Origin of the sequence: Streptomyces sp. Y20 (genome assembly GCF_043195475.1) — a bacterium.
Classification (GTDB): Bacteria; Actinomycetota; Actinomycetes; order Streptomycetales; family Streptomycetaceae; genus Streptomyces.
The window spans coordinates 1-12,944 of record NZ_JBIDDP010000023.1 but is presented as its reverse complement, the minus strand read 5'-3'; the positions used below and the strand labels follow the sequence as shown (position 1 = coordinate 12,944).

The following is a 12,944-nucleotide window of genomic DNA, read 5'->3' as shown; positions in this document are numbered from 1 at the left end:
GGAGGGTCTCAGGGGCAGGGAGAAGGGGGCGTGCGGGCGTGGTGTTGTGTACCGCGGGCTCCGCGGATGGCCGCGGGAGCGCGCGGGCGGGGATGGCGCAGGGGGCTACTCCTTGACGCTTCCGGCGGCGAGGCCGGACTGCCAGTACCTCTGCAACAGCAGGAACGCGGCGATCAGCGGCAGGACGGTGATCAAAGAGCCGGTGATGACGAGGTGGAAGACGGGCTGCCCGCCGGCGGTCTCGGCCTGGGCGTTCCAGCTGTTCAGGCCGAGCGTGAGCGGATACCAGTCCGGGTCCTTGATCATGATCAGCGGCAGGAAGTAGTTGTTCCAGGTGGCGACCACGCTGAACAGCAGGACGGTGACGATGCCGGGCGCCAGCAGCGGCAGGGCGACCGTGAAGAAGGTGCGGGCCTCGCCGGCACCGTCGATGCGGGCGGCCTCCATCAGCTCGGTGGGGACGGCCTCGGAGGCGAAGACCCACATCAGATACAGACCGAACGGTGAGATCAGCGACGGGATGATCACGGCCCACGGGGTGTTGGTGAGCCCCATGTTGCTGAACATCAGGAAGGTCGGCACCGCCAGGGCCGTACCCGGGACCGCGACCGCGCCGATCACGACGGCGAACACCGCGCGCCTGCCGGGGAAGGAGAACTTGGCCAGCGCGTAACCGCCCAGGACGGCGAGGAGGGTGGCACCGCCCGCGCCCAGGACGACGTACAGCAGGGTGTTCAGCAGCCAGCGGACGAAGACGCCGTCGTGGTAGGTGAAGGTCTGGGCGATGTTGTCCCACAGCGCGAAGTGGCCGTCGAACCACAGGCCGAAGGAATGGGCCAGCCCTGACTGGGACTTGGTGGCGCTGATCACCAGCCAGACCAGCGGCAGCAGGCTGTAGAGCAGGACCAGGCCGGTGAGCAGCGACAGCAGGACGCTGCGCCGGGGTCTGCCGGGGGTGTGCCGGCGGCGGCCGGCCCGCAGCCGGGGCAGGGCGCCCGGGGCGCCCGGCGACGTGGCCGCGGAACGGTCGGGGACGGTGGTGACAGGAGTGGCCATCGCCGCTTCACGCTCCCTTGCGCATGCCGCGCGTCTGGACGACATAGGCGATGACCATGGTGATCAGCCCCATGACGATGGCGACCGTCGCGGAGTAGTTGTGCTGCTGTCCGGAGAAGGAGAGCGAGTACGTGTAGTAGTTGGGGGTGTAGTCGGTGGTGATCGCGTTGCGCGCCAGCGGCTGGAGGATGCTCGGCTCGTTGAAGAGCTGGAAGCTGCCGATGACGGAGAAGATCGTGGCGATGACGAGGGCGCCGCGGATGGCGGGAATCTTGATGGCGGTGATGACGCGGAACTGCCCGGCGCCGTCGATCTCGGCGGCCTCGTAGAGGGAGTGCGGGACGACCCGCAGCGCCGAGTAGAAGATCAGCATGTTGTAGCCGACGAACTCCCACGTGACGATGTTGCCGATCGACGCCAGTACCAGGTGCGGGGAGAGCGGGTCGGGCAGCGAGACGCCGAGCGCGTCGTCGATGTCGCCGACGAGACCGAAACGGGTGCCGTACAGGAAGCCCCACATCAGGGTGGCCACGACGGCGGGCACGGCGTACGGCAGGAAGATCGCGATGCGGAAGAAGTCCTTGCCGTAGAGCCGGCCGCTGTCCAGGGCCAGCGCCACCAGCAGGGCGATGCCGAGCATGACCGGCACCTGGACGCACAGGAAGAGCGAGACCCGGCCGAGCGAGGCCCAGAACTGGTCGTCGTGCAGTGCCTGCCGGTAGTTGTCCAGGCCGACGAAGGCGGTTCCGCCGATCAACCGGGTGCGGTACAGGCTCAAGTAGACCGAGTACGCGATCGGGGCGAGGAAGACCAGGGCGAAGACGGTCATGAACGGGGCGATGAAACCCCAGCCGACCAGGCCGCGGCGGTCGCGCCTTCTGACTGCGGGCGGACGGCCTCCCGCGGCCGGCGGCGATATGACGGTCATGCTGCATCCTCGCGTCGTCGTGGGTGCGGGGGCCCGAGCCGCCGCACGGCAGAACGGGCCCCGCCGGCACTGCCTTATGTTTGCGCAAACATCGCCGGTGCCTGATGCTTACATTCCCGGCCTGCAGCGTCAATACTTCGGGAGAGAACGCGGGCCCGGGCTCGCGGCGCCGGCCGCGGCGCCGCGAACACCGGCGCCAACAGCTCTGTGCGCACGGGCCCGAGCGGTGGCGCGCGCTACTCTCGATCAGATCCGCCGCGCGCGGGCCCCGCGGGGCGGCCGGCACCACAGGAAGGGCAATCGTGCACCAGGACGTGAGCGACGCGGACCAGGCCGGTCAGCCTCGTCGGCGGCCGGCGGGCGACCGGCGGCGGAGCGTCTCCATGGCCGACGTCGCCCGGGCGGCCGGGGTCTCCTCACAGACCGTCTCACGCGTCTCCAACGGCCACGCGAACGTGGTCGAGTCGACCCGGCAGCGCGTCCTGCAAGCCATGAGGGACCTCGGCTACCGCCCCAACAGCGCCGCACGGGCGCTGAAGAGCGGGGAGTTCCGCACGCTCGGCGTCATCCTCTTCACCCTCTCCACCACCGGCAACGTGCGCACCCTGGAGGCGATCGCCACCTCCGCCGCCGAGGAGGGGTACGCCATCACGCTCATACCCGTGGCGGCGCCGCGGCAGACGGACGTGCGCGGCGCCTTCACCCGGCTCGGTGAGCTGGCCGTCGACGGGATCATCGTCATCATGGAGGTGCATCTCCTGGACGCCGCCGTCCTCAGCCTGCCGCCCAGCGTCCAGCTGGTGGTCGTCGACTCCGACGCGGGCGACCACTACAGCGTGATCGACACCGACCAGGCGGGTGGCACCCGCGCCGCCGTGCGGCACCTGCTCGACCTCGGCCACACGACCGTGGCCCATCTGGCGGGCCCCGACGGCTCGTTCGCCGCCCAGCGCCGCGCCGACGCCTGGCGTCAGGTGCTGGAGGAAGCCGGGCGCGCGGTGCCGCCGCCGGTACGGGGCGACTGGTCCGCGGAGTCCGGCTACCGGGCCGGCCTGGCCCTGGCGGCCGACCCCGACTGCACGGCCGTCTTCGCCGCCAACGACCAGATGGCACTGGGCCTGTTGCGCGCCCTGCACGAGAAGGGGCGCAGGGTTCCGGAGGACGTCAGCGTCGTGGGGTACGACGACATCCCGGAGTCGGCCTCCTTCATCCCGCCGCTGACCACCGTCCACCAGGACTTCGGCGCGGTGGGGCGGCTGTGCGTGGAGAGCGTGCTGCGGCAGATCCGCGACGACCGGCCGGAACACGGGACGACCCTGGTCCCCACCCGCCTGGTCGTGCGCGCCAGCACCGCCCCGCCGCCCGCGCGACGCACGGGACGGCGGGCCGCGTCCACCCGCGGGGCGGGGTGAGTGAGCCGCCGGGACGGCGGGTCGCCGGGCGGGTCGCCGACGGGGCCGGGGCCACCGCCGGCCCGGGCCCGCAGCGGCGTGCCCCGCCGTTCGGCCCGCGTCACCTCCGGACCGGCGGACCGATCCCGGCAGCGGGCCGGCACCGCCCCCCGGTGACCTGCGGTCCACCGCCGCACGCCGGGTGCCCTGGCCTCGCCGACGAGGCGGCACCCTCCCCCGACGACACCGCGCGGACCGCACCGGCACCGCCGGTAGCGCGTGCCCCGCCGGCCGGCCCCGCAGCGGCGTGCCGTGCCGGCCACCCCTGGTCGCCCCCGGCCACCCCCGATCGCCTACGGCCCCGCCAGCAGCCGATCCCCGGGAGCGCCGACCCCGGTGCCGGGACGCCACCCTCCCCAGCGCACGCGCCGCAATCCGCCCCCCGGATGCCCGGCGCCGGGCATCCGGCGCCCCGGTAGCGCCTGCCCCACCGGCCGGCCCGTCACCGCCGGACCCGCAACGGTGTGCCCCACCGGACCGGCCCGGGGACCGCCCGCCCCTGCCGGAGCCGCACCGGCCCGTCCCCACCCCCGGGCCCGGCGGATCCCCGCTCCCCGCCGTCCGACTCCCAGCGGCAGCAGCCCCGTTACGCGTCGGAATCCTTGACAGGCCCCCGAGCCGGTGCCACTCTTCCGGCTCAGAGTTTACGTAAACATCGGGCACCGCAGTCTGAGGACCTGCTCGTGCAGGCCCCTCCCCGCCACGGATGTTTGCGTAACCATCACCGGTTCCACCCGCCGGCCCCAAACCTCCCGTGCCTGGACGCCTGCCGGCAGATCCATGCCCCGCCCCGCACCTGAGAGAGACCGCCATGCGCACACGCGTCCGCACGTCCCGCACCACCCACCGGTTCCGAGCCCTGCTGGCGGCGACCGCCCTCGCAGTGAGCGGTGGAAGCCTGGCCGTCTCCGCACCGGCGTCGGCCTCCGGGCACCCCGCGCTGGACTCCAGCCGGTTCAAGGGCGTGAACTGGGCGGACCCGCGCGACAATTACGCCGACGACCCGGTCGTCCTGTCGGGACTGTCCACCTCCGACACCTACGCCCGGACGTTCGCCAAGGCGACCCGGGTCATAGCGGCCTTCCGCGCCAATCTCGGCGCCGACACCGTGCGACTGCCGGTCAACCCGTACACGGTCGACGGCCCGTACTGGAAGTCCTACCGCGCCGTCATCGACGCGGCCGGCCGCCAGGGCTTCAAGGTGATCCTCTCCTACTGGGAGGGCACCGGCGCCCGCAAAGACGGACTCATCGACGACACGGCGGCGTACCGGACCATGTGGGACACCGTGGTCCGCGCCTACCGGGCCGACCCCCGCGTCTACTTCGAGCCGATGAACGAGCCGCATGGCTACACCGACGCCCAGTGGGCCGACATCGCCGCCGACTGGCTCGACACCTACCGGAGCGTCCCCCGCGACCGCGTCCTCGTCTCCGGCGCCGGCTACAACGACCACGTCACCTCCGTCTGCGCCGACCCCCGCCTGCGCGGCACCTACCTGTCCCTGCACCACTACGGCTTCTGGAAGGACTACGCGACCTACGACCAGTGGGTGGCCGACCTCAAGGAACGCATCGGCGACTGCGCCGGCCGGACGGTGGCCGACGAGTTCGGCGCTCCCATGACCACCGGCCTGGACTACGACCGGCCCGACGACGCGAACAATTCCGTCAACTACGTCCAGGCGGTCACCGACACCTTCCGCGAGCTGCACATGGGATCGGTCTACTGGCCTGGCCTGCGCACCGGCGACACCTACTCGCTGGAGGAACTCACCGGCGCCCCCGACCGTCCCTGGCTGGCCACCACCAACCGCTCCGGCGCCGACCGCCTCGCCTGGGGCTGGGGGCGCGGGAAGCCCGTACGGGGCTGACGGCCGGGCACCAGCACCCACTCCCCCTGGAGGAACACCATGCTTCCTATCCGCTCCGGCCGGTCGTGGCGGCGGGCCCTGGCCGGCGGGCTGGCCGCGCTGGTCCTCGCGCCACTGGGCGTCCTCACCGCCGCGCCGCAGGCAGCCGCCGCCGGCACCTCCGCGTTCAAGGGCGTCAGCTGGGCCGACCCGCGCGACAACTACGCCGACGATCCGGTGGTGCCCTCCGGGCTGAGCACGTCCGACGGATACGCCACCGTCAAGGCCAAGGCCACCGCGATCCTCACCGGCTTCCGGAACAACCTCGGCGCCAACACCGTCCGGCTGCCCGTCAACCCGTACTCGGTGGGCACCGGTTGGTGGAACGCGTACACCGGCGCCGTCGACGCCGCCACCGGCATGGGATTCAAGGTGGTCCTCGGCTACTGGGAGGGCCCCTCCCACAAGGACGGCAAGGTCGACGACACCGCCGCCTGGAAGGCCATGTGGAACACCGTCACCGCCAAGTACGGCAACAACGCCCTGGTCTACTTCGAACCGATGAACGAGCCGTTCGGTTACAGCGCCTCGGCGTGGGCCGACACCGCCGCGGGCTGGCTCGGCGACCACCCCGCAGTCCCCCGTGACCGGGTGTTCGTCAGCGGCACGGGCTACAACGACCACGTCACCTCCGTCTGCGCCGACTCCCGCCTCGACGGCACCTACCTGTCCCTGCACCACTACGGCTTCTGGGGCACCCACACCTACGACGAGTGGGTCAAGGATCTCAAGAACCGCATCGGCGGCTGCGCCGGGCGCACCGTCCTCGACGAGTTCGGCGCCCCGATGACCACCGGGCTGCGCTACGGCGACGCCGCCGGCACCGACAACTTCGTGCGCTACCTGCGCGCCGACACGGACACCGTCCGGTCCCTGGGCATGGGGTCCGTCTACTGGCCCGGACTGCGCAACGGTGACACGTACAGCATGGAGGCGCTGCACGGCTCCGGCACCAGCCTGTCCCTGACCACGAACAACTCCAGCGGTGCCGACCGCCTGCGTCACGGCTGGGCCCTCACCTCGGCCGGCGGCGCCGACCAGCGGTGGACCCGCGGCTGACCCGGGGAGGCCGCACGGGAACGGTCCCGCGCGGCCCCGCCGCGGCCGGCGGCCGGCCGGGGTCAGGAGGCGGCGAAGCGTGCTGTCCGCCCCCCTGCGACCGGGTCCGTGAGGTACCCGAGGTGAGTCGGGCAGGGCACGTCGTCGTTGGATCCCGGCCGGAGTCGTGAGGCCGGGCGCGGCGGCCGTCGGCGAGATCACCGGTCAACGCGGGCCGCCGGGGCCGGCCGGGCAGGCGGCCCCGGCGGCCCGCGCGCCGGCGCGGGGTGATCCCGGGCCGCCGCGCCGGGCCGGGCGTAGTCTGCTGGTTGAGGCAGCCATGGCCGGTGACGTGCGCATCCGACTCCTGGGCGGTTTCGACGTGGTGGTCGGGGACCGCCCGGTCGCCGCCGGGGCATGGCGGCTGCGCAAGGCGCGGAGCCTGTTGAAGGTGCTGTGCCTGGCGCCGGGGCACCAGATGCACCGTGAGCGCCTCTACGACCTGCTGTGGCCGGACCTCGAGCGGCGGGCCGCCGCGAACAACCTGCACCAGGTGCTGTACGCCGCGCGCCGCGCGCTGACCGGCACGGGGGCGGCCGGCGATGTCGTCGTACTCCGTGACGACCTGGTGCTGCTGGGCCCCGACGGCGGTGTGCGCATCGACGTCGACGAGTTCGAGGAAGCGGCCCGCCGGGCCACCCGCGACGGCGCCGCCGCGCCGCTCGGGGCCGCGCTCGCCCTGGCCGAGCCCGGACTGCTGCCCGAGGACCGCTACGAGCCGTGGGTACGGGAGGCCGCCGACGCCCTGGCGGAGCGGTGCGCGGCGATCCGGTGGGGGCTCGCCGAGGCGCTCCGGCGCGAGGACCGTACGGACGAGGCGATCGAGGTGCTGCGGACGCTGCTCGGCGCGGACCCGCTGCACGAGCCAGGCTCCCGGGCGCTGATGACGGCACTGGCCGCCGGCGGACGTCGCCGGGAAGCGCTCGCCGTGTACGAGGGGCTGCGGGACGCGCTGCACCGCGACGGCGGCGCCGATCCCGACCCGCGGACGCGCCGCCTCTACCGCACGCTGCTGGCCGGCTCCGTCCAGCAGCGGGAGGAGGAACGGCCCGTACCGCGGCACAATCTGCCGGCGCAGGCGGGCGCCCTCATCGGCCGGCAGCGTGAGACGGCCGAGGTCGAGGCACTGCTCGGCCGATCCAGGCTGCTGACCCTCACCGGCACCGGCGGCTGCGGCAAGACCCGGCTGGCGCTCGCGGTGGCCGCCCGGCAGACCGGCGCGTTCAGGGACGGGGTGTGGTTCGTGGACCTCGCCGCGCTGACGGAACCGCATCTCGTGCCCGACGCGGTCGCCGCCGTCCTCGGACTGCAGCTTCCCCCGCCCGGTTCGGCCCAGGAGGCCCTGGTCTGCCAACTGGGCGGGCGGGAGCTGCTGCTGGTGCTGGACAACTGCGAACACCTGATCGAGGCGTGTGCCGCGTTGGTCTCGCAGATCATGGCCCGCTGTCCGGGGGTCACGGTGCTCGCGACCAGCAGGGAGCTCCTGCGCAGCTACGGGGAGCGGACCTTCCGCGTGCCGTCGCTGGGCCTGCCGGACCCGGGCCGGCTGCCGTCCCTCGCGGAACTGGGTCGTTTCGCGTCGGTGCGGCTGTTCGTGGAGCGGGCCGGCGAGGCCTGCCCGGGGTTCGCGCTGACGGCGGCCAACGCGGCGGCCGTCGCCCAGATCTGTTTCCGGCTCGACGGGATACCCCTGGCTCTGGAGCTGGCCGCGGCCAGGGTGCGGGTGCTGGCCCCCGGCCAGATCGTCGAGCGGCTCGACGACGCCGTGTCGCTGCTCGGCCGGGGCAGCCGGCGCGCGGTGACCCGGCAGGAGACCCTGCTGGCGGCCCTGGAGTGGAGTCACCGGCTGCTCGACGCGGACGAGCGGTGTCTGCTGCGCCGGCTCGCCGTCTTCACGGGAGGCTTCTCGCTGGCCGCGGCGCAGGAGGTGGGTGCCGAGGGCGAGGGCCGCGAACGGGTGCTGGACGTGCTGGGCAGGCTGGTCGACAAGTCGCTGGTGGGGGTGGAGCCGCGGCAGGACGAGGTGCGCTACCGGCTGCTGGAGACGGTCAGGCAGTACGCGGCCGGGCGGCTGCGCGCGGCCGGTGAACTGGCGGCTGCCGAGGCCCGCCACCGGCGTTTCTACCTGGCGCTCGCCGAGCGGCGGGACCGCGAGCCGGCCACCGGGCTGTCCGGGGCGACCTCGCTGGAGCTGGAGGCCGACTACGGCAATCTGCGCGCCGCCCTGTCGTCGCTGCTGCGCAGTGATCCGCAGGCCGCACTGCGTCTGGCGGTCGCGCTGTGGCCGTTCTGGTCCGAGCGCGGGCGGCTCGCCGAGGGGCGGCGCTGGCTGGACGCCGCGCTGGCCGCCGCGCCGGGGCCGAGCCCGCAGCGCGCCCGGGCGTTGATGGGGCAGGGGGTGCTCGCGGTCCGGCTCGGCGACGGGTCCCCCCTGGCGGACATCGGCGCGCGGATCGTCCGCGACCACGAAGGGCGGTCGGCTCCGGCGGAGCTGGCGTACGCCTACTACCAGCAGGCCGTGCTGCTGTGGATGCGCGGGGCGTGGGAGCGGGCCCGCGAGGCGCTGGACCGGGCGTGCGAGCTGGCCCGTGACGTGGGTGAGCCCTCGGTCCTCGCCGCCGCCGCGCACACCGAAGGGGTGTGGGCCGTGTGCCGGGGCGACGGGGCGCGCGCCCGCGCGGCCTACGAGAGCGGTCTGCGGCTGCTGGCGCAGGTGGGGGCGGGCACCGGCCCGTTCCTGGTGGTCATGACCCCCGGCTACGTGAGCGAGGAGGACGCGGCGGGGCAGGTCTCGCTGTACTTCGAGGAGACGGTCCTCACGGGCCGGGCGGTGGGCGCGGCCCGGGCACGCGGGTACGTGCTGGCCAATCTGGCCTGGGCGGCCCGGCTTGAGGGAGATGCCGGCGCCGCCGTGGCGGCGGCCGAGCACAGTGCCGACTGCTTCCGCGCACTCGCCGACCCGTACGGACGGTCCCTGGCCCTCAACACCCTGGGCAACATCTGCCGGAGCCGGGGCGATCACGCCGCCGCCCAGGAGCATCTCGAGGCGGCCTTGGCGATCAGGCGCACACTCGGCGACCGCCGGGAGGAGGACATCACCCTGGGCTGTCTCGGCCTGCTGCGCCTGGCCCGCGGCGACACCGAGGGCGCACGGGCGTCCATCGCCGGTGCCCTCGCGCACTTCGAGGAGACCGACGACATCCCGGGCACCACCAACAGCCTGCTGCACCTCGCCCTGGTGGCCCGGGCCGCCGGGGAGACGTCCCGGGCGCGCGCCCTGCTCACCCGTGCCCTGCGGCTGGAGCACATAGCCGGCTCACCGTGCGCCGCGGGCTGGGTCGCCCTGATGCTGGCCCGACTGGCGTGGCAGGCCGGCGACCGCGACGCGGCCCGGGCGGCGGCGGACAGCGCGCGGGCGCTCTTCGCCCGCCTGGGTGACATGCGGGGCACAGCCGTCCTCGGGCGTACCGCGCCCTGGGCGCGCGGCGACCGCTGAGCGGCTGTTGAGAGCTGTTGAGTGGCTGCTGAGCGGCGGCGCCTAGTGTCTGAAATGTCCAGCAGGCAGACACGCACGGAGGCCATCATGCCGGTCGACACCACGAAGGGCGTCCTCGGTGACGCCACCATGGGCGAGCTGGAGGCGGGGCTGCGCGGTACCGTCGTCCGTCCCGGCGACGCCTCCTACGACGAGGCCCGCGCGATCTGGAACGCGGCCCACGACAAGCACCCGGCTCTGGTCGTGCGCTGCGCCGGGACCGCGGACGTGCTGCGCGCGGTGGAGTTCGCGCGCAGTCAGGACCTGCTCGTCGCGGTGCGCGGCGGCGCGCACAGCATCGCCGGGTTCTCGACCTGCGACGGCGGCATCGTCATCGACCTGTCGGGCATGCGGGGCGCCGTGGTCGATCCGGTGCGGCGCCGGGTCGTCGCGCAGGCCGGGATGACCTGGGGGGACCTCGACCACGAGACGCAGGCCTTCGGCCTGGCCGTGACCGGCGGCCTGGTCTCCTCCACCGGTATCGCCGGGTTCACCCTCGGTGGCGGGGTGGGCTGGCTGCTGCGCCGCCACGGGCTTGCCTCCGACAACCTGACGGCGGCCGAGGTGGTCACCGCCGACGGCCGGGTGGTGCGGGCCGACGAGCGGGAGCACCCCGAGTTGTTCTGGGCCCTGCGGGGCGGTGGCGGCAACTTCGGGGTCGTCACCTCGCTCGAGTACGCGCTGCACCCCGTCGGTCCGCAGGTCCTGGCCGGTCTGATCGTCTACCCGCTGAGCGAGGCCAGGCAGGTCGTCACCCGCTGGCGCGAGTTGATCGCGGACATGCCCGACGAACTGACGACCCTGATCGACCTGACGACGGCTCCTCCGGTGCCGTTCCTGCCCGGGGAGGTCCACGGCACCCGGGTCGTCGTGCTGGCCGCCATGTACGCGGGCGCCCCGGCGGCCGGTGAGACGGCCGTCGCCGCGCTGCGCACCCTGGGCACACCGATCGCCGACGTCCTGGGCCCCATGCCCTACACGGGCATGCAGTCGCTGCTGGACCCGCTGTGGACGGCCGGCGCGCACAACTACTTCACGTCGGCGTTCATCGAGCCCACCGACGCGGCCGTCGACGCGCTGCTGCGACAGCACCGGGCCACCCCGACGCCGTTCAGCGAGCTGCACATGCACCAGCTGGGCGGCGCCTTCTCCCGTGTGCCCGCCGGGGCCACGGCCTTCAGCCAGCGGCGGGCGAGCGTGCTGTGCAACGTCATCGCGCGCTCTGCGGAGGCGGCGGGCTTCGAGGACCACGTCGCCTGGGCGCGCGGCGCCCGGGAGGAGATCGCCGGGCACGGCGGTGGCAGCATGTACGTCAACTTCACGGGCGACGCCAGTGAGGACAAGGTGCGCGCCTCCTACCCCGGGGAGGTCCACGAACGGCTGGTGCGGGTCAAGGACGCCTACGACCCCACGAACCTGTTCCGGCTGAACCAGAACATCCGGCCCTCGGCGGCGGCAGGCTGACCGGACCGGACGGAGCGGCCCGGGGTTCCGGGCCGCTCCCGCTCACGGCGGCGCGCGGCGGTCTCAGACCGTTCCGTCCGCTCCGTCGCGGTCGAGCGTGCCCCATCGGCCGGGCTGTGCGGTGATGATGCGGCAGGCCTCCGTGATGACGGGCTCGGCGATCCACCCGAGGGGTTCGACGTCCGTCACCAGGGGCTCGTTGTCCGGGCCACGGGCCGCTTCGGAGCCGTGCAGGACCCAGGGCCGGGTGCGGGCGTCCTTGACGTGGGGAAGGTGGCAGTAGTCGTACAGCCGGCGGGCGACCCAGACGGCCGGGGGCCGATCGCCCCACCAGTCCTCGATGTCCAGGCAGCTGGCGGACAGGCCCGGCAGTCTGATGCCGGTCAGGTCGTCCTTGCTGCTCATGCGCGGCAGGTCGCGTTCGGGGCCGCGTGACCAGCGGACGTAGAGGCCGTGGCGGCCGGTGACGAGCCCGGTCAGCTCGTCGAGGCTGGTGAGGGTGGGGAGTTCGGCAGTCGTACTCATGGCGCGGCGGGTGGGGTGTGACGGACGGTCAGGCGGTGAGGAGCGAGTCGTCCTCGGTGCGGGCGCCGGGCAGCCGGTGGCGGGCGGCGACGAGGGCGGTGTCGATGTCACGGGTGCCGGTCGACACGCACAGCGTGTAGGCGACGTCGTCCATCCGCCGGCGCACCTCGGGGCTGCCCTCTTCGGCGTGCAGGATCCGCAGCGTCTCGTACTGTTCGATCAGATTGGTCAGTACCGCGGGGTGGGCCATGAGCATGGAGGGTCTCCTGAGCGCCGTCATACACGTGGTGTCTACATCGATCCGTGTGCCCAAAGTTCCGGCCACCACTCCCCCCAATACCGTTCCGGCGCCCCGGAGTCGGGGACCCGGACACGAGGAGGGGGGCGGTGGACAGCGGACTGCCACCCTGCCCCGTCGGTAGGGGTGTCACCCGCGTCCGGCGTCCGGGGCCACGGCCGTCAGAGCGGCGGTGCCGCCCGCCACGCACGTCCGCACGCGCGTCCGAGCTGATCGGGATCGGGCCCACGGCGCCGCCCGCCGGCAGCCCCGAGGTCCGGCCGGGCTGTGCCCCGACCCCGACTACCTGCTCCTCGGCCGGCTGTTGGAGCAGGTGACCGGTACCACGGCCGAGGAGTGCATCATCCGGGACGTCATCGAGCGTGCTGGGCCGCGGTGCCACCGGGTTCCCGGCGGAGCCGCGCATCGGGGGACCGCACCCGCACCGGAATGAGGGGCCCTCCGCGCCGGCATGAGAGTGCGCCGGCCCCCGCAGTAATAGGAGGTGCAGGTTCCACTGCGGATTCTGCGGAGACCGGCGCTCCTGCTCGCATACCCCCGGATGCGTCCGATACGCCCGATCCCTCCCCGTCTTCCTTCGCGGCCCCGCCCGGTACCGGCGGAGCCGCCGCAGCACGAGTGGGGCCCGGCCGTTTGCCGCCCGGCCCCCCACGCGCCCCCCACACCCCCCACGGTTC

General features: G+C 73.6%; 9 protein-coding genes. 5 read left to right on the top strand and 4 right to left on the bottom strand.

Going from position 1 to position 12,944, the window contains the following annotated elements; translation table 11 throughout:
- Positions 1 to 105: 105 nt before the first annotated feature.
- Entirely contained in the window at positions 106 to 1,056 is a 951-nt protein-coding gene (locus tag ACGFT1_RS35075; RefSeq protein ID WP_373913033.1) for a carbohydrate ABC transporter permease, read from the bottom strand.
- 7 nt (positions 1,057 to 1,063) lie between these two features.
- On the bottom strand, positions 1,064 to 1,984 hold the full coding sequence (locus ACGFT1_RS35070; RefSeq protein ID WP_373913032.1) for a carbohydrate ABC transporter permease: 921 nt from the start codon (positions 1,982 to 1,984) through the stop codon (positions 1,064 to 1,066).
- Between the two features lie 383 nt (positions 1,985 to 2,367).
- Between ACGFT1_RS35070 and ACGFT1_RS35065 the strand changes: the two genes are divergently transcribed.
- The 5 genes from ACGFT1_RS35065 to ACGFT1_RS35045 all read left to right on the top strand — a co-directional run bounded on the left by ACGFT1_RS35065 (position 2,368) and on the right by ACGFT1_RS35045 (position 11,444).
- Positions 2,368 to 3,396: a LacI family DNA-binding transcriptional regulator gene (locus ACGFT1_RS35065; protein ID WP_373913031.1), complete on the top strand. Its 1,029-nt coding sequence runs from the start codon at positions 2,368 to 2,370 to the stop codon at positions 3,394 to 3,396.
- Between the two features lie 850 nt (positions 3,397 to 4,246).
- Positions 4,247 to 5,308, top strand: a complete 1,062-nt coding sequence (locus ACGFT1_RS35060) for a glycoside hydrolase family 5 protein (protein WP_373913030.1) — start codon at positions 4,247 to 4,249, stop codon at positions 5,306 to 5,308.
- 39 nt (positions 5,309 to 5,347) lie between these two features.
- On the top strand, positions 5,348 to 6,406 hold the full coding sequence (locus tag ACGFT1_RS35055; protein ID WP_373913029.1) for a cellulase family glycosylhydrolase: 1,059 nt from the start codon (positions 5,348 to 5,350) through the stop codon (positions 6,404 to 6,406).
- 331 nt (positions 6,407 to 6,737) lie between these two features.
- A complete protein-coding gene (locus tag ACGFT1_RS35050; RefSeq protein ID WP_373913028.1) occupies positions 6,738 to 9,941 on the top strand; it encodes a BTAD domain-containing putative transcriptional regulator in 3,204 nt (1,067 codons plus the stop codon).
- An 87-nt stretch (positions 9,942 to 10,028) separates the two neighbouring features.
- A complete protein-coding gene (locus ACGFT1_RS35045) occupies positions 10,029 to 11,444 on the top strand; it encodes an FAD-binding oxidoreductase (protein WP_373913027.1) in 1,416 nt (471 codons plus the stop codon).
- A 63-nt stretch (positions 11,445 to 11,507) separates the two neighbouring features.
- Here the strand turns inward: ACGFT1_RS35045 and ACGFT1_RS35040 are convergent, their stop codons facing one another.
- A complete protein-coding gene (locus ACGFT1_RS35040; protein WP_373913026.1) occupies positions 11,508 to 11,969 on the bottom strand; it encodes a DUF6098 family protein in 462 nt (153 codons plus the stop codon).
- Between the two features lie 28 nt (positions 11,970 to 11,997).
- Positions 11,998 to 12,225, bottom strand: coding sequence for a DUF5133 domain-containing protein (locus tag ACGFT1_RS35035; RefSeq protein WP_361994639.1), 228 nt, complete (start codon positions 12,223 to 12,225; stop codon positions 11,998 to 12,000).
- Between the last annotated feature and the right edge of the window lie 719 nt (positions 12,226 to 12,944).